Origin of the sequence: Cyanobium sp. BA5m-21, from assembly GCF_024346235.1 — a bacterium.
In the GTDB taxonomy this organism is placed as follows: Bacteria; Cyanobacteriota; Cyanobacteriia; order PCC-6307; family Cyanobiaceae; genus Cyanobium_A; species Cyanobium_A usitatum.
The window spans coordinates 36,282-56,623 of the sequence record NZ_JAGQCO010000001.1 but is presented as its reverse complement, the minus strand read 5'-3'; the positions used below and the strand labels follow the sequence as shown (position 1 = coordinate 56,623).

Annotated in this window: 19 protein-coding genes; 5 read left to right on the top strand and 14 right to left on the bottom strand. The window is 60.4% G+C overall.

The window, feature by feature from the left end:
- Positions 1–28: 28 nt before the first annotated feature.
- Positions 29–250, bottom strand: a complete 222-nt coding sequence (gene rpsR / locus KBY72_RS00280) for a 30S ribosomal protein S18 (protein WP_106501788.1) — start codon at positions 248–250, stop codon at positions 29–31.
- Positions 251–363: 113 nt separating this feature from the next.
- Positions 364–558, bottom strand: coding sequence for a 50S ribosomal protein L33 (gene rpmG / locus KBY72_RS00275; protein WP_106501787.1), 195 nt, complete (start codon positions 556–558; stop codon positions 364–366).
- A 111-nt stretch (positions 559–669) separates the two neighbouring features.
- Here rpmG and pheT point away from each other — a divergent pair, with 111 nt between their 5' ends.
- Entirely contained in the window at positions 670–3,120 is a 2,451-nt protein-coding gene (pheT, locus tag KBY72_RS00270; protein WP_254992909.1) for a phenylalanine--tRNA ligase subunit beta, read from the top strand.
- A 25-nt stretch (positions 3,121–3,145) separates the two neighbouring features.
- Here the strand turns inward: pheT and rlmD are convergent, their stop codons facing one another.
- Positions 3,146–4,597, bottom strand: coding sequence for a 23S rRNA (uracil(1939)-C(5))-methyltransferase RlmD (rlmD, locus tag KBY72_RS00265; protein WP_254959990.1), 1,452 nt, complete (start codon positions 4,595–4,597; stop codon positions 3,146–3,148).
- 114 nt (positions 4,598–4,711) lie between these two features.
- Between rlmD and KBY72_RS00260 the strand changes: the two genes are divergently transcribed.
- Complete coding sequence (locus KBY72_RS00260) at positions 4,712–5,206, top strand: allophycocyanin subunit alpha-B (RefSeq protein WP_254959991.1); 495 nt, start codon at positions 4,712–4,714, stop codon at positions 5,204–5,206.
- Positions 5,207–6,089: 883 nt separating this feature from the next.
- On the opposite strand, the gene KBY72_RS00255 is transcribed toward KBY72_RS00260, so the two are convergent.
- Both KBY72_RS00255 and KBY72_RS00250 read right to left on the bottom strand, forming a co-directional pair.
- Positions 6,090–7,148: a DnaJ domain-containing protein gene (locus KBY72_RS00255; RefSeq protein ID WP_254931404.1), complete on the bottom strand. Its 1,059-nt coding sequence runs from the start codon at positions 7,146–7,148 to the stop codon at positions 6,090–6,092.
- A 2-nt stretch (positions 7,149–7,150) separates the two neighbouring features.
- Positions 7,151–8,671, bottom strand: a complete 1,521-nt coding sequence (locus KBY72_RS00250; RefSeq protein WP_254992932.1) for a DUF3370 family protein — start codon at positions 8,669–8,671, stop codon at positions 7,151–7,153.
- A 308-nt stretch (positions 8,672–8,979) separates the two neighbouring features.
- On the opposite strand from KBY72_RS00250, the gene KBY72_RS00245 reads away from it, so the two are divergent.
- Positions 8,980–9,174: a sigma factor SigF gene (locus tag KBY72_RS00245; protein ID WP_254959992.1), complete on the top strand. Its 195-nt coding sequence runs from the start codon at positions 8,980–8,982 to the stop codon at positions 9,172–9,174.
- Here the strand turns inward: KBY72_RS00245 and KBY72_RS00240 are convergent.
- The 5 genes from KBY72_RS00240 to KBY72_RS00220 all read right to left on the bottom strand — a co-directional run bounded on the left by KBY72_RS00240 (position 9,122) and on the right by KBY72_RS00220 (position 13,748).
- On the bottom strand, positions 9,122–9,922 hold the full coding sequence (locus KBY72_RS00240) for a sigma-70 family RNA polymerase sigma factor (protein WP_254931403.1): 801 nt from the start codon (positions 9,920–9,922) through the stop codon (positions 9,122–9,124). The two genes, KBY72_RS00245 and KBY72_RS00240, sit on opposite strands and share 53 nt — an antisense overlap.
- A gap of 95 nt (positions 9,923–10,017) precedes the next feature.
- Positions 10,018–10,902: an ATP adenylyltransferase gene (locus KBY72_RS00235; RefSeq protein ID WP_254992908.1), complete on the bottom strand. Its 885-nt coding sequence runs from the start codon at positions 10,900–10,902 to the stop codon at positions 10,018–10,020.
- Positions 10,847–11,800, bottom strand: a complete 954-nt coding sequence (locus KBY72_RS00230) for a SpoIID/LytB domain-containing protein (protein ID WP_254992907.1) — start codon at positions 11,798–11,800, stop codon at positions 10,847–10,849. The genes KBY72_RS00235 and KBY72_RS00230 overlap by 56 nt, the downstream gene beginning before the upstream one ends.
- Positions 11,801–11,895: 95 nt before the next feature.
- Complete coding sequence (locus KBY72_RS00225; RefSeq protein WP_254931400.1) at positions 11,896–12,828, bottom strand: PhzF family phenazine biosynthesis protein; 933 nt, start codon at positions 12,826–12,828, stop codon at positions 11,896–11,898.
- Complete coding sequence (locus tag KBY72_RS00220) at positions 12,825–13,748, bottom strand: NAD(P)H-dependent glycerol-3-phosphate dehydrogenase (RefSeq protein WP_254959994.1); 924 nt, start codon at positions 13,746–13,748, stop codon at positions 12,825–12,827. Before KBY72_RS00220 ends, KBY72_RS00225 begins: the two co-directional genes overlap by 4 nt.
- An 84-nt stretch (positions 13,749–13,832) precedes the next feature.
- Here KBY72_RS00220 and KBY72_RS00215 point away from each other — a divergent pair, with 84 nt between their 5' ends.
- A complete protein-coding gene (locus tag KBY72_RS00215; protein WP_254931398.1) occupies positions 13,833–14,588 on the top strand; it encodes an SDR family NAD(P)-dependent oxidoreductase in 756 nt (251 codons plus the stop codon).
- Positions 14,589–14,596: 8 nt separating this feature from the next.
- Here the strand turns inward: KBY72_RS00215 and KBY72_RS00210 are convergent, their stop codons facing one another.
- A complete protein-coding gene (locus KBY72_RS00210; RefSeq protein WP_254931397.1) occupies positions 14,597–14,980 on the bottom strand; it encodes a DUF2237 family protein in 384 nt (127 codons plus the stop codon).
- 199 nt (positions 14,981–15,179) lie between these two features.
- Between KBY72_RS00210 and KBY72_RS00205 the strand changes: the two genes are divergently transcribed.
- Positions 15,180–15,407: a hypothetical protein gene (locus KBY72_RS00205; protein WP_254931396.1), complete on the top strand. Its 228-nt coding sequence runs from the start codon at positions 15,180–15,182 to the stop codon at positions 15,405–15,407.
- Positions 15,408–15,410: 3 nt separating this feature from the next.
- On the opposite strand, the gene KBY72_RS00200 is transcribed toward KBY72_RS00205, so the two are convergent.
- From KBY72_RS00200 to KBY72_RS00190, 3 genes are read right to left on the bottom strand one after another with little or no spacing between them, the layout of a single operon-like run.
- Positions 15,411–15,683, bottom strand: coding sequence for a DUF4090 family protein (locus tag KBY72_RS00200; protein WP_254931395.1), 273 nt, complete (start codon positions 15,681–15,683; stop codon positions 15,411–15,413).
- Between the two features lie 49 nt (positions 15,684–15,732).
- Positions 15,733–19,395, bottom strand: a complete 3,663-nt coding sequence (metH, locus tag KBY72_RS00195; RefSeq protein ID WP_254992906.1) for a methionine synthase — start codon at positions 19,393–19,395, stop codon at positions 15,733–15,735.
- Between the two features lie 5 nt (positions 19,396–19,400).
- Positions 19,401–20,318, bottom strand: coding sequence for a branched-chain amino acid transaminase (locus tag KBY72_RS00190; protein ID WP_254992905.1), 918 nt, complete (start codon positions 20,316–20,318; stop codon positions 19,401–19,403).
- Positions 20,319–20,342 lie beyond the last annotated feature (24 nt).

Sequence of the window (20,342 nt, the reverse complement as noted above, 5' to 3'; positions counted from 1 at the left end):
GAAGGTTGAAGCCGCCAGGGGAGAGGCCTCAGCCTTCGGGATTCACAAAAGGCAGCAAGGCCACAATTCGGGCACGCTTAACAGAGTTGGTCAGGTCACGCTGCTGTTTGGCTGTCAGGCCAGTGAGCCGGCGGGGCAGGATCTTGCCGCGCTCGGTGATGAACTTCTTGAGCAGATCGACGTCTTTGTAGTCAATCGGATCGCCAGGCTTGATTGGCGACAGGCGCTTTTTGAAAAAAGAGCTAGACATGGATTACGAAGGCGAGTAGTGAATGAAGCTGGATCTGACTAGTACCTGACGGGGCTGGGGCAAATCGAGTTGAAACTGATCATTGAGCTCCAAAGCTGGGGCCCAAGCCTGAATCACTTGATTTCCTTGTGAACCGTCGAGGAGTTGCAGTGGGTACAGAACTTCTTCAGCTCAAGCCGTTCGGTGGTGTTACGGCGATTCTTCTCAGTGGTGTAACGGGACACACCTGGAGAACGCTTTGCGGGGTTGGACCGGCATTCGGTGCACTCGAGAGTGATCACGATCCGGACGCCCTTGTTTTTAGCCATGAAGGACGTTGCGCCGCTGGAGCGATGCGAAAGGACAAGTTGACACCTTACCTGGCGGTAGTCCCACCCCCCAGTTGATCCCTAAGATCAAGGTTCAACACACCACGGGCTATGCGGGTCTCGCTCCAATGGCTGCAGGAGCTGGTGACCGGCCCCGAACAAGCCCTCGCTCCAGGGCCGCTAGCCGAGCGTCTGTCTTTGGCTGGTTTTGAGGTAGATGCCATAGAGGACCTAGCCGCCCAGGCCGACGGTGTCGTGGTGGGCTTCGTGCGTGAACGCCAGGCCCATCCCAACGCAGACAAGCTGAGCGTCTGTTTAGTTGATATCGGCGCCGCCGAAACCCTGCAGATCGTCTGCGGGGCAGCGAATGTACGGGCGGGTATCCATGTGCCCGTTGCCCTGGTGGGCGCCACTCTGCCGGCGGTCAACCTGACGATCAAGCCCGCCGAACTGCGCGGTGTGGCCAGCAGCGGCATGATCTGCTCCCTTGCCGAGCTTGGCCAGACGGCAGAGGGGGAAGGAATCGCCATTCTTGATGAGCTGCTGGAGCAGGTGCCCCCCCTGGGCGCAGCAGTGGGACCAAGCCTGGGGCTGGATGACCAGGTTTTGGAGTTGGCGATCACCGCCAACCGACCTGATGGCCTCTCAATGCAAGGCATAGCCAGGGAGGTGGCGGCCCTGGTGGGCGGCCAGACCCAGATAAAGGCCCCTGAAATTGCCGCAACAAGCCAGCCGCTGCCTCTTTCCGCCAGCGACCGGGTCGCAGTTGAGGCTGGGGGGCTATTCAGCATCACGGCCCTCGACGGGCTGAAGGTCGCCCCATCGCCCCTCTGGTTGCAGCAGCGCCTGCAAAAGGCCGGCATTCGCCCGATCAACAACATTGTTGACATCACCAACTTGGTGATGCTGGAGACGGGACAACCCCTGCACGCCTTCGACAGCAAGCGCCTCGCCGTAATCGACGGAGACAGCGAACCCCAGCTAGCCAGCCTGGGGCTACGCCAGGCCCTTGATGGTGAGGAATTCACCAGCCTGGACGCCACCGAGCACAAACTCAGCCCCGAAGCCCTGGTGGTTACTTACAGCAACCGCCCCATCGCCCTGGCTGGCGTGATGGGTGGTGCGGATGAAGCCGTTAATGAAGCCACCACCTCAATCTGGCTTGAGGCTGCTGTGTTTGCTCCCCAGGCGGTGCGCCGCTCCGCCCGCAGCGTTGGCTTACGCACTGAAGCAAGCAGCCGTTTTGAGAAGGGGTTGCCAAGGGAGGCCACCCTCGCTGCTGCAGATCGGTCCGTGGCCCTGCTTAAGCAACATTGCGCTGCCAAGGTTTCGGGCCGCTGGCTGCATCAACGAGCCGAGCATCCAATCGAGCCGTTGCAGCTGAGGCGTGACGCCCTGCACAATCTGCTTGGACCTGTTCAAGACGGCGAAGACTATTCAGATCTCAGTGACGACAGGATCGTCCAGACCTTGACGGCCCTTGGTTGCCAGCTGGCAGAACAGATAGATGGTGAGGGTTGGCTGGTCACCGTGCCCCCCTCACGGTTGATGGATCTGCAACGGGAGGTTGACCTAATCGAGGAGGTGGCCCGCCTGGTTGGTTACGACCACTTCGCCTGCCACTTACCCGACCCACTGGAGCCTGGGGGACTTAATCCAGCCCAGCAGGTGGAGCGCCGCCTGCGCCGCCAACTGTGCGCTGCCGGGCTGCAGGAGGCCTGCAGCTTTTCCCTGGTGGCGGCAGCAGCTGGGCGCATACCCCTGGCTAATCCCCTGCTAGCTGATTACGGCTACCTGCGCGACAACCTGCATGGCGAATTGCTCGCCGCTGCACGCCGCAACTTGCAAAGTGGGCAGCCAGGTTTCTGGGCTTTTGAGATCGGCCAGGTGTTCAGCAGCGATGCCGCCAGGTCTGCTCGCCAGCTGCTGGCTGGGGTTATCTGTGGCGAACGGCGAGGTGAGCGCTGGAGCAGCAGTGGTAAACCCCAGCCTCCCAGCTATCACCAGGCCCGCGGCCTGCTGCAGCAAGCCTTGGCAGCGCTGGCGATCCCAATCGAAGATCGCCCATTCACCCAGCACCCATTGCTACACCCGGGTCGAGCCGCCCAGCTTGTAGTGGAAGGGCGGCCACAAGGCTGGTTTGGCCAGCTGCACCCTGAGCAGGCCGAAAAGCTAGACCTGCCGCAAACAAGCATCATCTTCGAGCTCGAACTCGATGCCTTGCTGATCGCCGCCACCCGCCGCAACCGCTGGCAGCCAGCCTTTGCCCCCTATCCCACCGTCCCCGCTTCGGAGCGAGATCTGGCCGTAGTGGTGGCAGCCAGCACGAATTCAGCTGAGCTGCTCCAGGTGATTCGCAAAGCCGGCAAGCCGCTGCTGGAGCATGCGGAATTAGTAGACCGCTACGAGGGCGGTCAACTTGCTGCAGGCCAGTGCAGTCAAGCCTTCCGGCTGCGCTACCGCGATGCCAGCCGCACCCTCACCGATGAAGAGGTGGAAGCAGCCCACTCCTCGATCCGGGCAGCCCTGGAAAAGCAGCTGGGCGCCCTGTTGCGCAGCTGATATCCAGGTGGCGGCAGATCTACCCCTACTCCTGCTCCGCTGCCTCGGGCTGCGGGGTTGGGACGCCAGCACCAATACGGCTCAGAACGGTCAATGTTTCTACGTGGCTTGTTTGGGGGAAAAAGTCGATCGGCTGAACGCTCTCCAATCGATAAATGCCGCCGCTAACCAGCTGGGCCAGGTCCCGGGCCAGGGTGGCGGGGTCGCAACTGAGGTAGAGCAGGTGGGCCGGGGGGCGTTCGATGATCGCCTGCAGGGTGGCGGGCTCCAGTCCCTTGCGGGGAGGATCGAGAAACACCGCATCGCAGTGAACGAGGTGCTCAGCCAGGCACTCGGCCACGACCCCGGTCTCAAAGGTGGCTGATTCACTTAGGCCGTTTTCGCGGGCATTGGCCTTGGCCTGGTGCACGGCCTCGGGGCTTAGTTCAATGCCGTGAACGTGCCAGCCAGCCGCAGCCACCGGCAGGCTGTAGGTGCCAATGCCGCAGTAGGCATCAACCATCACCCCAGGCGCAGAGCCCGCAAGGGCTGCAAGCACCAGGGGCACTATTCGCTCAGCCTGTCGGGTATGGACCTGGAAAAAGGTGTCTGCTGCAATGCGCAGCTCGAGATCGCAGAAACGCTCCTGCACCCAGCTACGTCCCACGACCACGCGTGTCTCGGGTCCCATCAGGGTGTTGGTGGCTAGGGGTTGCAGGTTTAGGCACACCCCCACTAGTTCGGGCCAGCGGTGCATCCATTGGGCGGCCAGGATCTCGATGCCCTCCAGGTCTGGGGTGCTGCTTACCAGGGTGATCAGCAACTCACCTGTGTAGCTGCCGATTCGCAGGGCCAGATGGCGCAGGCCGCCCCCCTCGCGGAAGTCCCGATCAACGGGCCAGTCACTGGTCTCAAGATCCGACTTAAGCGGTGCGATCAAAGCGTCCAGGCGCGGATCAAGCACCGGGCAGCGATTCATATTGACAATTTTGTGGGTGCCAGGGCGATAAAAGCCAGCCCGCAACCGCCCGTCCTCGCAGCGCTCAAGCGGGATGATCGCCCTGTTGCGATAGCCGAGCCCTTCTGGCGCTGCCATTAAGGGCGCAACATCCGTATCAAGGTGGGCAATACGCCGCAGAGCATCAACAACTTTTTGGTGCTTCCAGTGCTGCTGCGCCGAGTCGTCGAGGTGCTGCAAGCTGCAACCACCACAGTCTTCAGCAAGGATGCAAGGAGGTCTTCGACGCTCCGCTGCCGGCTCAAGCACCTGTTGCAGCTCAGCTAGCCAGTGGCGACGGGCCTTATGGGTGAGGCGTACCTTCGCCTGCTCGCCAGGCAAGGCACCAGCTACAAACAAGACCCGATCTGCGAGACGGGCCACGCCCTGCCCGTCATGGGATAGGCCGGTGATGGTCACCGTCACGGTCATGCCGGTGGAGAGATCGAGGCCATCACTCTTGCCACCACCAGCGCCGTTGCCAAAGCTTTTAGTGCCCACGCCCGCCTACCAATCCTTCACCCTACGCCGTGCAAAGGGGCGTTACACCTTGCGGCGGGGCACGGTGATCTTGCTGAGGAGTCGATACAGTGATGGACGCGTGTGGTCGCTGCGATGAGCGTCGTTCGGGATCTGATCCTTCAGGCTGATGATCAGCTGCGGTATCCCAGTGGCGGCGAGTTGCGCTCCATGGTGGAGTACCTCAGCCGGGGAGCCGAAAGGCTGGTGGTTGTGCGGCTTCTTACCGACAACGAGAAAAAAATTGTTGATGAGTCGGCCAAGCAGCTCTTCCAGCGCAACCCCGACTACGTGGCCCCCGGTGGCAATGCCTACGGCCAAAAGCAGCGGGCCCAGTGCCTGCGCGACTACAGCTGGTATCTGCGCCTGGTGACCTACGGCGTTCTCGCCGGCAGCACCGAGATGATTCAACAGATTGGCCTGGTCGGCGCCCGTGAGATGTACAACAGCCTCGGCGTACCGATGCCAGGCATGGTGGACGCAATGCGCACCATGAAGGAGGCCTCGCTCGCCCTGTTGAGCACAGACCAGGCCTCCCTTGCGGGCCCTTACTTCGACTTTCTGATCCAGGGCATGCAAACCAGCACCTGATTCAGACCATCCCAACCAGCACCAGGACCCGGAGGAGCGCTTGTCTCGTCCGGGTCTTTTTGTTGGACTATTAATGGGTCCCGGTTGGGATGCAAAAGAATCATCAATTGCTCGCACGGATGGAGCGACAGGATGATGCTCACTTTTAATACCCGCCGGCGGGACCGCGCACCTCACCCACCCCCCTTATCTAAAGTCTCATCCAAGACGCAGCAAGGGTCTATAAATAAGTCTACCATGAGACAGCTGATCATTCTGTTGGCAAGCTGCTCGACCAGCTCCAGGGCCAGCTCCAGGGCCAGCAAGTCTCGAAGCCTCAGCAAGCCTGTTGCATAGCCCTAAGAGCTTGCGTACCTGTGTATGACACAGTGACGCAAGACTTCAGAGTCTGCTGCTGCAACGACTCTGAAGCGAGACGGATGATCTGGACCAGACCAGGTGAGATGGCTGGACAAGCTATTCAGGCCGTCTTCCGGCCACAACTACAAAGAACCCATGAAACACACGACTAGGGAGATGCAGGCAGAAATACGGAAAAATTGGAAATAAACCCAACTAGATGCCATCAACTAGGGGGCAAAGCTCACTTGCATATGCATCAGCTATCTCATCCAAGACTAATTAGTGGTCTCATTACAAGACCAGGCTGCTCAGGCCAAGAATAAAAAATCCCACTCTCCCCAGGCAAGACCCTTAACAAGACCAACAATGAATCTCATGTGAGAAAAGAAAAACAGCTATCCGTCCAACATCTGAGCAGTCAAACCGTTGTGGCTAGCAATGATGATGCGCCCAAGCAAGCCGCAAAGTGCAGATCGCTAGTCTCATCCGAGAATCATTCCAGGACCAATTAGGTGTCTCAGATGAGAAGTAATATACGAGTCTATTCGTTGCGGTAGAGCTCTTTCAGTAGCTGGTAGGCCTCGTTTAGGCGCCGCATGGTTTCTTCCGTGCCGCCAGAGTCGGGGTGATGGCTCATCGCCAACTCGCGGTAAGCCTCCCGTATCTGTCGCAGGGTGAGCCGCTGACCCGGCGCCGTTGGCAGTTGCAGCAGCTTCAAGGCCCCATGCAGGGTCATGGTGTGTTCCAAGGTCTGGAACGAGGTGCCCTTACGTCGCTTGCGGAAACGATGAACAAAGCGCCTGATCAGCGTTGGTAAGCGGAGTTCCAGGGTTGAAGTGCTGAAGGGATCCTCCAGCAAACCTGCCATCACCATGACTCGCTCAAAAGTTGCGGGCTCCCTGCCCCAGCTGGGAGCCGTATTGGCCACCACATCGCAGGCAAGCGACCAAGTAAAGGGGCGGCCCTCACTTTGATCACTCTGGTCCCAAATGTCCTGGGCCAACCACACCATTGCGGCTTCCAGTACCGCCTCATTGGCAACCTTGCCGTAGAGCTCAAGCCAGTGGTCACGGGCTCTGGCCAAAGAGCGTTCGAGCACATCACCGCCTACATGGGGGAGAGGTTCTTGCGCCAGATCCATGGGTTGGCGTAAGGGCTGCAAACTGCGCTTGAGCTGGTCAGATTGGCGCCTCACAAAGCCAGGTAGGTCAATGCCGCTCTGACGAGGGCGCACATCCGCTGCCATTGACGCATCAACATCGAAGTCGAAGGCAAATTCACGATCAGCTGATTCCCGATCCAGGCACAGGTCTCCCCCGGAGCTCCGGGTCATCAACACCAAAGCCCCCTGTTCGTTGAAGGTTGATTCCAGGCTGGTTTGTTCGCTAAGGCAACCATCAGGCTGGTGATTGCCGTCGTTGGCAAGAACAGAGGTCTCAGCTTCCTCAGTATTTGGGAAGATCTCTTGTAGCAGACGCTCCAAAATATCTCCGCGACTGCGGATGCCCCACTCGGCCCGCAGCGCATCAATTTTGTCGAGCAAATCGACGGGCAGCTCCAGGCTGAAGCGGCGACGATTGGGGTCCGCCGGCTTAGCCATGCCTAACGGCCAATAAGGTCGCGCATCATTTCCTGCTGCGCTTCCAGGGCCTGCTGGTAGCGATCAACCAAGCTTTTATTCCCAGGGGTTGAAGTTTGGTTGGGGGAATAACGCGGCTGATAAATTGGCGGTGGTGGCAGAGGATTTGCTCTGAGGGGCGGCAGGCTGGGGAAGCGTGGCTGCAGCACCAACGGGGCCATTAATTCTGATCCATCCTGACCATCACGATCCTGATCTGGAATCGCAGGCAGGGACTGGGGGGGCGTCATCGCCGCGGGGGAGGCTGTGTTGCGAGCCAACTCAAGCAAACGCTCTCGCTCCTGCACCATGGCGACCTGACTGGCTGGCACGATGCTGAGTAGGTGACCAGGGGTGGCATCGGCCGGATAAACCAAGCTGATTCGAACTGGGTTGGATACACCTCCCCGAAGATTCAAAGAGGTGAGGGGCAAGCTTTGGCCAGAGCGCATGCCTACGTGCATTTCTTGAAGCCCTTCCTCCGTGCGTACTTGCAATGATCCCCTGAAGGCGGTGAAAGGTTTACCAGTGCCTGAGGCGGTGGGATGGCTGAGAACCAGCTCATAGGGGCCAGCCCCCTTGAGATTCAGATCGACATCAAATCGAACGCCGTAGGTGCCCACATTGTCTAGGGATGAATCCACCATGCGGCTGGCGAGTGGATTGACCTGCACCTCGCGCGTGCCGAAATTATGGCGGTTAGTGCTCGTTAGCGGAAAATGTAATGGACCTTGCTGAGCGAGATTATGGTTCAGGGTGGCTTGATAAGTATCACCTATAGCAACACCTCCCACACGGGAGAAAATTCGGCGGCCATTGATGTCAGCGATGCGGTTCAGGTAGACCCTGCCCGGAGCAAGCCGTCCCCGATCCAAAATAGCGATTAGATCCCAGTCGCTATTGGGTTCTTTCCCAGCAACAACAGCCATCTGAAAAGGTCCATCACTATTACCTTTCAACAAGGCGTTAGCAATGCCAAGCGCAGGCAGCTGGGTCTGAAATAGCACAATACGGCTGCGGGCAGGAATAGTAATATCCTGATCAAGTTTTGGATCTAGACGACTGCGTAGAACTTGCACAGCTGTTGCATCTCCAGGACCGGTATTCCAAGGGCGAGGCCCGAGAGGTCTTACTCCCATCTTGAAATTGACAAGATAGGGCGCCTCAAAGCTGTTGCGTACTGCACCGGTTTCAAAGCGGATGTGCACTGCCCGCATTCCGGGATTGATCAGAATCAGCCCTAGGGTGAGTTCTGGACGCCTACCAGAGCGGGATAGCTGGCGGCGGTTCGGGGGGAAATACTTGTGGTGCATGTGCACCCCAAAATCACCGTTGAAGGTGAATTCGGCGTTGCGCAAGGGCTGTCCAGTCTCTTCGGCGTAGGCATACCCCGGCGCGGTGCTGATCAGGATCCCGGGGCCTTCAACCTCCTCCGGCTGGTTCGAGTGCAGAACCGGCACCTTGTTGAAGGTGCCATTTAGGGGACGGGCCTGTTGTCCCGCCATTAGAGCCACGTAAGCGGCCGCTGGCAGCGCCTGCAACAGGCCGAGGGGAGCCCCCAGGGCAGCTGCTATCAGCAGTTTGATCGGCCGCAACGGAAATCTGGTAATCAGGGTGTTGGGTTTGAGTGCAATGGCCCCTATTCCAAAAGGGTATGACGGGAAGTTGGTTGCAAACCCAGATTGAGAGCTCGTACAGGGGCTGGGAATGGAACTGACCGAAGGGTGTTTCGGGGCCATCGCTGGGGGAGAAACACAACACTCGGCAAGCCCGTCAGGGTCGCTAGAACCTTGAGGAACTTTCCCACTTTCTCATGCTTCCCCTCCTGGGCTGCTGTGGCAGCGTTGATGACGGTGGTGCTGGTAGCTGGAGGCGTCATCAAGAGCGCAAGCTGCGCATGCTTCAGTTCTGGCGGGACGGGGTGGAACGCCAGCTGGCAGCCGTAAATGCCACGATCAGCACGCTGGAGCAACAGATGGAGCGGGATGCGGCCTCGGCTGGAAGCTGAGGCTTGAGAACGCGTCTGCATTAAGTAGAGCGGCACGCATCTGTGCCAGGCCCTGCTTGAGCCTCCGCTGCACGGTCATCGGACTCACCTGAAGCAAGGCTGCCGTGCGCCGGTAGCTCCAGCCCGAGAGCACTACCTTCTGGATCACACGACGTAATCCGGGCTCAAGGCAAGCAAGTTGCTGACGCACTTCAGCTCCCTGATCCTCCCAGTCATCAGCGCCGGTGAATTCAGAGTCCGAGGGCCTGCCGTTCGAACCCTCATGAAGTCTGGTTTCCTCATAGCCAGTCTCCAGATCCAGGGGCCTGGCTAGGGCTTGACCACGTAGCAGTTCTTGCCATTGCTCAAGGCTGAGCTGCAGAGCTAGTCGCAGATCTTCGGCGCTGGGCTCCCGCCCATGGACACTGCTCCAGCTGGCCTTCAGTTGGCGCAGCTTGTCGTGCAGCTCCATCTGCCGGCGCGGTAACCGCACGGCCGATGCCGAATCACGCAGGTAGTGCAAGATGGCGCCCCGGATGTGCGGTCTGGCAAAGGCCTCGAAAGGAGTTGCTGTTTGTGGTTGATAGAGCTCGGCGGCTCGTAGCAGGCCCATCAGACCCACCTGAACCAGGTCGTCGAGGGGCTCCGGACAGCGGCGGCAGTAGTGCACAGCAATTGGGGTAACCAGACCGCAGTACTGGTTCACCCGCTGGTTGCGTTGTTGCAGGGCACGGCGGCAGAGGGATTTGGTTTTGATCGATTGGGTCATGGGCTGAAGTTGGGTTGGCAGGGTTTTGGTTCCCTTCCTTTCCAACCAGCCGCGACGGGGCCCTATTGCGCAACCGAAAAATTACGGAACGTTGATCACATGTCCTTGTCGGGGGCAGCGGCAACCGCCTGCAGTAAGGACCAAGGCCCCTCTCGCTCCAGCAACTCGAGATCGGACCTTTCCGTGGCCAGCAGATAGCCAGCAAAGGCAAGGGCATTGAGGCTGAAGCCAGCGCAATGTTCCTGGGTGCGCCGCACGGTGAGCAGCCAGTTGTCGTCAAAGAGCAGGTTGTATGGGTGCCTGGGCTGGGCGTCCTGGTGGGGATAGCCCAGGCCCAGTTGCTCGGCATGCTCCAGGTAAAGGGCGGGTAGATCCCTACCCCCGTGGGCATCTGTGCGGCGACTCAGCCGATAGGCCCAGGGCCAGGGGCGCTCGCCCCTATCCAGCTGAACTTGGATTGCCGCAGACAGGGGCGTGCTGGCTTCTCCAGCGCGGCGGGGCAGCAGTTGCAGATGCCGGTGGGGCTGGCTGGCGCCAGAGGCGGCACAACTGTTGAAGAACCACAGCCCACCGGTGTCACTGGCCAGCAGCGAGACCCCGCGCCAGTCGTCAACAGAAAGCCAGCCGGATTGCGGCTGCCAGGAGTCCGTGATCAGGAGCAGATGGCCCGCCTGCACTGGATATTTGTTGAGCAGCACCACATGGCCGCTGCTGAGCCGTTCCACTTCCAGAGCTTGCTCCCAGGGCAAAAAAGGATTCGGCTTGGGGCCACCACGGCGTAGGTGTTTGGGGGTGGTGCTCAGCAAACGCCGCAACACAAATGGCTGGTGCTGCGGGGCCGCCAGGACCTCGGTAGCTAGGGGAACCAGGGAGCCGCTGGCCTGCGCCTGGCTGGATAACTGCAGCGCCAGCTGCCAGATGCGCTCAGCTCGCACCAGCCTTGAGGCGGGCCAGAGATGCTCCCTGGTAATAGTGACCAAGAATCTGGTTGTAGCGATAGCCCTGCATAGCCAGATCCTGGGCGCCGTGCTGGCTCATGCTTGCGCCGAGATGGCCATGGGCTTCCAGGGATATCTGGCGGTTGGCGGCATAAAGACTTTCCACGATGGCGCCCTGATAGCTGAGGATCATGCCGGCGGTGCTGGCGGCAGCTTGGCGGGTGCGTTCGTTGCTGCTCGAGAGGCCCTTGTAGGCCTGCCAGCGGGTTGTGTCACCAAGATGCCAGTGACGGTTGGCTGGGCGAGCCATGTGGGCGAGGGCATAGGAGCGGGCGGCTACGGCCTGGGCCCGCAGAGCCTCTAGCGACCAGCTGCTAGGCATCTCAGCTCCAACCACGGCACCGATGTAGTTCTCCAGACCAACGTGATTGACCACCCTGAGCCCGCCACTCTCCGGAATCAGACGCAGGCGCCCTCCATAGGGGCGGCCGTTGACCAGTACGGAGGTCCCACTGGTCTGCAGCCAGGCTTCTGGGCCCTGGAGCCAGAGTTCATTGAGGTTCACCGAACTGCCAGCGCCGCCCTGTTGGAGCAGCTGGCCGTCTCGGCTGACAACCTGCCAGGCTCCGCTGGCGGAGAGATCGGGGTTGGTGCCGGCGCCAAGCAGGGCGACGCGGATTTCCAGATCAACTCCCGGACCCGCTTCGGGCTCATCCAGGCCGAGGCTGGCAGTGGCAGTGGCAGTTGCTTGAGGGGTGGCTCGGCGCGCCTCGAGACGACGCAATTGCTCAGCTGCGGTAGTGGTGTCTTGAGCCGGGGGCGGCGTATCAATAAGGGCATCCAGCAACTCGCCCTGGGCGGCCCCATAGGGGCGGGGAGCCAGGCCCTGGGCCGCAAATCCCACCGCCACGGCTACAACGGCCATTGGGCCAGCCAGCATCAGTCTCCGGCTGAAGAGACCATGCAGATGAAGTCTTCTTGTCTGGAGAAGACTTCTGTTCTGGAGTAGTCCTCTGTTCTGATGTAGTCCCTGATTCAGGCGCAGACGGCTAGGGAGGCCCAGGAGTCGGCTCCGGAGCCATCGGCCTGCACCCGCAATGTGCCGTTCCAAAGGAGGTGGCCCGAACCGCTAAGTCGGATCATGCCCGAAGAAGCGCCATCACACACCATCCCCCCCGGCCGCGGCGAGCACTGCCAACCCACTACGGAGCTGCGGCCTAGGCGATCGAGCCAAAAAGGCGCAACAAGAGCGTGGGCAGATCCAGTAACCGGATCCTCATCAATGCCAAGTCCTGGAGCGAAGAACCGCAGCTGGTAGTCGGCTGGCCGTCCAAGCACGGAGGGAAGGTCGTCTATCGGTCCCTTCTCGATGGCCTGCATCAATACCAAGCCGCCCCGATCAGGACCCTCTAATTCCGCAGCCAGGCCAGGCAACTGGGCCAGCGCTGCCTCTGGCGAAAACAAGGCCACCCGATAACCGAGGCCTGAGCTCCAGTAGGCCAGGGGTGCCCCCCCTAGGCGTTCATGCAGCAACTGGATCAACGCTGGCGATGGCTCGGCCGGCAGCAGACCGGCGCTAGGCAGCACCAGCTGCCCTGAGCTGCCGCTGGCATCAAGGGCTACCGCCAGGGGGCCGCTGCGGGTGAACAGCTCCAATCCCCCGCCGGGCACCAGCTGCTGCCAGTGGCCCAAGGCCAGCAGGGCGGCGAGTGTTGCATGGCCGCAGAGGGGGACTTCGCAGCTGGGGGTGAACCAGCGCAGGGTCCAGCGGCCTTGCTGCTGCAGCAAAAAAGCCGTCTCAGACTGGTTGAGACTGCGGGCAATGGCCTGCAGGGCAACATCGCCCATGGGCTGAAGTAGCTGCACCACGGCCGCACCGTTGCCGCAACAGGGTCGGTCAGCAAAAGCCTCAACCAGCACAGCTGGCAGGGAGACAAGTGGCGTTACAGCAGAGCCAGGAAAGGTCATGCTTGCTGCCACTCCGGCCGCAGATCGCGCTCCATCAGAGCCTTAACGGCGGCAGCAGGGGTGGTGTGGCCTTCGAGCACCAGCACAACCTGCTCACAGATCGGCAGATGCCAGCCTTTGCGGCTGGCAAGCTGCAGGGCCGCTCTGGCCGTGCGAGGACCCTCAACGGTTGCTGAAATGCGCTCGCTTGCCTGCTGCTCGCTGCAGCCCTCGGCCAGAAGCACGCCGCAGCGATAGTTGCGGCTGAGGCTGCTGTTGGCGGTGGCCAACAAATCACCCAAGCCAGCCAGGCCGTAGAGAGTGCTGGTGGCACCGCCTAAACCCTCCAACACCACGCCAATCTCGGCTAAGCCACGGCAGAGCAGGGATGCCTTGGCGTTCGCACCTAAAGCCAGACCATCGGAGATGCCGGCGGCTACTGCAATAACGTTTTTGAGTGCCCCTGCGGCCTCGGTGCCAATCGGATCTGTGTTTGTGTAGAGGCGCAGCGATGTGTCGCTGAGGTGCTGCTGAAAGCGGCGGGCTAGATCCTGATCCGCAGCTGCGATCACGCTGGCCGCAGGTAGCCCTTGGCGCACCTCGGTTGCCAGATTCGGCCCACTCAGCACCAGCAAGGGGGCATCCGCCAACTGGTTTGACCAGAGCTGGGTGGCAGTTGCCAGCAGCTGGAGATCCAACCCCTTGCTGCAGCTCAATAGCGGCAGTCCAGTGGGCCAATGGGGAGCCAGCTGCTCAGCCAGGGGCTGGACCCCTGCCATGGCTACCGCCGAAACCACCAAATCCTGGTTGGCAAGCAGGTCCACCGGACTGCTGCCAGAGCGCCGGGACCAACCCGTGACGATGTGACCTTGCTGACCCCAGCGCTCAAGCAGGGTCTGGCCCCAAGCCCCCAGGCCCAACACGGCGATGCGAATGCCCATCGACTCCGAAGCAGCAGGCAGGTATGCACTGCCATCATGCGGCAGGCCCGTGGGTGCGGCTTCGGCTCTGGAGTTTTTGTGGCAATGAGCTCAGCTTCGCCGTGGCATGACTGGCATGGCACGGGACTGGTGGTGGGGTGTGGCGGCATCGGCCAGGCCCTGCTCCAGGAGCTGGGCCGAATCGCCCCGGGGCTGCAGCTTGTGGGAGCTTCACGGCAGGACTGGCGATTGCCTGGGGATCCCCTGTGGCGCGAGGTCGAGTTTTTACCGGTGGATCTCACCGACGACTCCAGCCTCTCGGGGTTGGCAGCAAGCCTTGAAAATCACCCCCCCCTGCGGCTGGTGATCAACACGGCCGGCCTGCTGCATGGGCCCTTGCTCCAACCGGAAAAGCGCCTCAGTCAGGTGAATCGCCAGGCCCTAGAGCTCAGCTTTGCGGTGAATGCCTTTGCATCCCTGCTGCTGGCCCAGGCGATCGAATCCCTGTTTAGCCCCGCAGACCCATTTCATTTCGCCAGCCTTTCGGCCCGGGTGGGAAGCATCGGCGACAACCAACTCGGTGGCTGGTATGCCTACCGGGCGGCCAAGGCTGCCCAAAATCAGATGCTGCGCACCCTGGCCCTGGAATGGGCTCGCAGAAAGCCCAAGGGGTGTGTGAGCCTGCTCCACCCCGGAACCACGGCCACGGGCCTCTCCGCCCCCTTCCAGGCCGGTGTGCCGCCAGATCGGTTGTTCAGCCCAGAGCGCGCTGCTCAGCAGCTGCTCGACGTATTGGCGGTGCTTGGGCCCCAACAGACTGGGCAGTTCTGGGCCTGGGATGGGCAGCAAATCGCCTGGTAGCTCTCAAATCAAGCAGCGTTTGCTTGCAGGATTGCTAAGGAAATCACCTCAAGAGCGGAATCCTCCGTGGCCTCTAGGCGCACAGGTGGTGCCATGCCGTCCTCGTAGGCCTCAAGCCAGCGCGGCGCACACACACACCAATGGTCTCCAGGCTTGAGCCCGGGGAAGCCATAGGCGGGCGCCGGGGTGCTGAGGTCGTTTCCCTGGGCCTGGCTGTAGCGCAGGAAGGCATCGCTCACGACACAGCAGACGCTGTGACGACCCAGGTCGGCGGCATTGGTGCGGCAATGACCGTCGCGGAACCAACCTGTCATTGGTTGGCAGCCGCACACAACCAAGGGTTCACCCAGCACATTTAGCGAAGCGGAAGCTGGCTGGCTGAAATCGCTCACGGGAACCGGGGAAAATGTGGATAGCTCCAGTCTGGCCAGGCAGTTCGGAGGTTGCAGCACTGGGCTGACGACAAGCTTCAGAGCTATGCGAAAGGCAACACACCCGCACAAAGTTGGGCTAGGTAGTTGACGGATTCCGGGGGGGAGGCGTTAAAGGTCGAAGAGCGCGTTCACCCTGTCTTTCAGCGCGGCCCCCTTCATGAGCTGGGAATTCACCGAAGACGCGGCCTTTCTGGCCCTCTGCGACGCGTACAAAGAAAGCGGTGAACCCTCCGCCATGGAATTCCTCGCCCACGGCGAAGGGGCTTTCCATTTCCAGGAACTCACCCAGAACGCCGCCGGCGAAGGCATCGACCTGAGCGACTCCTCCAACCTGGAGAAGTTTCAGCAGGAGGTGATCGACGCCCTCGAAGACCTTTGCAGCTAGAGCTCAGGAGTAGAAAAAAGCAATCTCCTTAGCTTTCAAGCCATCCCATCCGGCGGCCTTAAGCCGGGCATCAAGGCTGGCTTGGTCGAAATGCTTCGAGCCTGTCTTGACGATGCGATTGCGCATCGATTTTTTGACACCGCTGCGGGCCCGCTGGCTTTCCAGATCCATCACCTCCGTGTATAGAGCGATCATCTCGGAGGGGATCGGGGTGCCATCCAGGTCGATGCCCGAGGCGATTGCGGCATCAACGCCGCCAGGTCCGGCAATGGCCATAGCCGTTTTGCAAGGTGATTGGCCAGGCTAGAAGCCGCCGCCCCCCTGCTCAGGCTGAGAAGTATCGAGCTTGGGTATGTAGGGCCACTAGGGCAGTGGTGCTCTGCTCTGGTTCGAGTTGGTCGCTCTCATCCATCGACATACCAATCCGCTCGGCACCGAGCCAGGCGAGCTGCTGGCGGGAGTCGGCCACATTTGGACAGGCGGGATAGCCAAAGGAGTAGCGGCTACCGCGATAGCGCTGAGCCAGCACGTCGCGCAGCGGCATCGCGGTGGGATCAGCAAAGCCAAGCTCCCGCCTGATGCGCACATGCACCCATTCGGCCAGAGCCTCAGCCAACTGGACTCCAAGTCCATGGAAATAGAGGTAATCGGTGTATTGATCGGCTTTGAAAAGCTGCTGGGCAAAGCTGGTGGCGCCTTCGCCCATGGTTACGGCCTGCATCGGCAACACATCGGTTGGCAGCGACGAACCATCGGCTGCAATTGCGAGATCTCGGTAGAAATCAGCAATGCAATAGCGGTTGCCTGAGCGCTGGCGGGGCAGCTCGAAGCGTCCTAATTGTTGCTTGCGCTTCGCTGGGTCAAACAAGACCACGGCGTTGCCACTACGGCCGCAGGGGAAATAGCCGTAGGCCACCCGAGGTGAAAGCAGGCCATCCTCGAGACAGCGCGCCATCCATTGCTGCAGAACGGGCTCCGCCTTCTCGACCAGCATTGCTTCGTAGTCTTCGCGGCTCTGCTGCTGGGTCTTACGCAGCTGCCACTGGCCTGCAAATAGGGCGTTGCGATCGAGGTAAGCGAATACTTCCTGCAGGTCGATCTCCTGCTCAGTCAAAATCTGGCTACCCCAAAAGGGTGGCTCAAGGGCGCTCTCTTCAGTCACAGCCGTAGAGCGCTGATCATTTGGTTCAACGCTGACAGTGACTTCTGTGGGGGAAATAGCTACGGCTTCTCTTGCCCCATCCGCCTTGGCAGGCTCTTCTGCGGCGGTCTCGGGAGAGACGATGCCAAGCCCCTCCGGAATCGGTCCAAGGAAACCCCGTAGGTCGTCCCAGGCACCGCCTGCTTTTGCCTCCATCAGGGCGTCCATGAAACGGAGATCGGCAAATGCGTCGCGGCCGTAGACAACCTGACCTTGATAGGCGGCCCGGCAATCACCATTAACAAACCTAGGCGTAAGTGCTGCCCCGCCAAGTATTACCGGCACAGCAATACCAGCCTGATTAAAGGCTTCTAGATTGTCTTTCATGAAGGCCGTAGACTTCACAAGTAGACCGCTCATGGCGATGCAGTCGGCCTGATGCTGCCGCTGGGCATCGATTATAGCTTCACAACTTTGCTTGATGCCTAAATTGACTACGTTATAGCCGTTGTTGGTGAGAATAATATCTACAAGATTTTTGCCGATATCATGCACATCGCCTTTTACGGTGGCGATCAGGAATTTACCCTTGGCCGAGCTTTCTCCCTCGGCCGTTTCCATGTGGGGCTCGAGATGGGCTACTGCCGCCTTCATGGTTTCGGCGCTCTGTAAAACGAAGGGCAACTGCATCTGGCCGGAGCCAAAGAGCTCGCCCACTACCTTCATGCCGTCGAGCAAAAAGGTGTTAATGATCTGCAGTGGCGGGTAAGTAGCAAGCGCTTCGTTTAGGGAGGCATCAAGCCCGATTCGCTCACCATCAATGATGTGCTGCTTGAGACGCTCCTCCACCTTCAGGTCGGCGAGAGAGGGGCCTGAGGCCCTGGCCTCTTTGGCGCTCACCCCTTCAAACAGGGTTGTGAGCACGGTCAGAGGGTCGTAGCTGCAAATAGAACCCGGCTCATTGGTCTCAAAGCGACGCCGGTCGTAGATCAGATCGCGGCACACCTGCTGGTGCTCTGGACTGATCTTTGCCAGGGGCAGAATCTTGGCAGGGCTAATGATCGCCGCGTCCATACCGGCTTCGCAGCAGTCGTGCAGAAATACCGAATTCAGCACAATCCTGGAGGCCGGCGACAGGCCGAAACTCACGTTGCTGACGCCCAGCACCACATGCACCCCTGGTAAGTCGGTGCGAATGCGGCGGATTGCCTCAATCGTAGCCGCACCATTGAGCCGATCTTCCTCAATTCCCGTGGATATCGGTAGGGCTAAGGGGTCATAGAAAATCTCGTGAGCAGGAATTCCAAACTCAACCGCGTCTCGGTAGGCGCGCTGGGCGATGGCAAATTTGCGCTCCGCTGTGCGTGCCATTCCCTCTTCATCGATAGTGCCCACGACCACCCCGGCGCCATAGGCCTTAGCTAGCTCCAGCACCTTGAAGAAACGCTCGTCACCATCTTCGTAGTTGGTGGAATTGAGTATGCATTTACCACCGGACACCTTGAGCCCGGCCTCCATCTTCTGCCACTCGGTGGAATCAAGCATCAACGGCAGGTTGACGTTGGTGACGAGACGGCTCACCAACTCATGCATGTCCCGTTCACCATCGCGACCGACGTAATCGACGTTGACGTCGAGCACATGGGCATTCTCCTTCACCTGACCGCGTGCCACTCCCACTAGGCCATCCCAATCCTCCTCAGCTAGCAGCTCGCGCACTTTCTTGCTGCCACTGGCGTTAAGCCGTTCACCAATGATCAGGAAGGAATTGTCCTGGTGGTATGGCGTGGTGCTGTAGATCGAGGCAGCAGCAGGCTCACCCTGCAGCAGGGGGCGTGCGTGCTGGGTCTGGGGGGTACGCACCGGTCGAGCAGCTGGTTGCAACTCGGCTGCCAACTCGGTCAATGCGGCGATGTGGGCAGGGGTGGTGCCGCAGCAGCCACCGATCACCTGCACGCCTAGATCTTCAACGAAGTGCAGCAACTGCATCTTCATTTCGAGCGGTGTCAAGCGGTAGTGGGCTACACCGCCGATATTTTCTGGCAGGCCTGCATTGGGGATACAGCTCACCACAAACGGACTGTGCTCGCTCAGATAGCGGATGTGCTCCTTCATCTGCGCCGGTCCAGTGGCACAGTTGAGCCCCAGCACATCAATCGGGAATGGCTCCAAAATCGCCACCACAGCAGCTATATCGGAGCCGACCAACATTGTGCCGGTGGTCTCCATCGTCACGCTCACCATCAACGGCCGCCTCTGGCCGGTCTTGGCGAAGGCGTCCTCAATGCCCTGCAGGGCCGCCTTGATCTGCAGCACGTCCTGGCAGGTCTCGACAATAAATAGGTCCACATCTCCCGCCAGCAGCCCTTCGGCCTGCTCAGCAAAAGATGCCTTCATCGTGTCGAAGTCGATGTGGCCCAGGGTCGGCAGCTTCGTGGTTGGCCCCATGGAGCCAGCCACGAAGCGCGGCTTCTCTGGCGTTGAATAGGCAGCCGCCACTTCGCGGGCCAGCTCTGCCGCCCTTTTGTTGAGGGCAAAGGTCTGGTCGGCGATGTCGTATTCAGCCAGCACCAACGAGGTAGCCCCGAAGGTGTCGGTTTCGATCACATCGCAGCCCGCCTCCAAAAACTGGCGATGCACTGCCTGAACAGCATCGGGGCGGGTGAAAACCAGATTTTCATTGCAGCCCTCAAGGGCAGCGCCGCCGAAATCATCGGGGCCCAGATCCATCTGCTGCAGCGAGGTGCCTGTGGCACCGTCGAAAACCAGCACCGGCCGCCCAGGACCATGCAGGCGCTCAAGAAAGCCGATTCGCTTAGCCAGCTGGTGTGCTACTGCCTCAATCATGTTGATCAACCGTCTACGCGAATCCGGGTCACCCAGTGGTCATAGGCGGAATCGCGGCCTTCCGTGATGGCCGTTAGGCGCTCACGAATCGCGGTCATTACCGGCCGATTGCCAGGCATGTCGGTGGTCTCCACCCGGCGCACCGGGGTGACCTTGGCGGCGGTGCCACTGAGGAAAACTTCATCGGCCACAAACAGCTCGCTCTTATCGACAGGACGCTCCAGGGTGGGAATGCCCATGGCCTGGGCCAGTTCCAGCACGCTGGCCCGGGTGATGCCTTCAAGGATGTCCTGATCTACCCCGGGGGTGATAAGAACGCCATCTCGCACAATAAAAAGATTCATGCCGCTGGCTTCACTTACCTTGCCGCGACTATTGAGCAGCAAAGCCTCATCAAAACCGCTTTTTACAGCTTCTGTCTTGGCCAGGGAGCTGGTGATGTAGGCGCCACTGATCTTGCCGCGCAGGGGCAGGGAGCGGTCTTCCTGGCGGGTCCAAGAGGAGATGCGGCAACTCACACCCTCAGGGGCGAGGTAGTCGCCCAGCTCCAATCCATAGATGAGAAAATCGGTCTCAATATCGTGTAGCCGGGGGGCGATACCCAGATCACTGGTGTAAACAAACGGGCGTAAATAAACCGGACAGGTTGGTTTATTTGCCCGCAGGAAGGTAACGATCGCGTCGTGGATGGTTTCTTCTGGTAGCTCAGTGAGCAGCAGCCGAGCACTCTGGCTGAGGCGGCGGGTGTGGCGATCGGCGCGGAAAAGCAGGATCTCAGCCGGGTCGGTGGGATTGGGCAGGGCCCGCATGCCGCCAAAGGCTCCAGTGCCGTAGTGGAGGGCGTGGGTGGCCACCGACAGGGTGGCTTCGGCAAAGGGCACGCATCGGCCACCGAACCAGGCGTAGGGCAGGAACTGGTTCATGGTGAGGGCGAAGCGGGCGGTGCT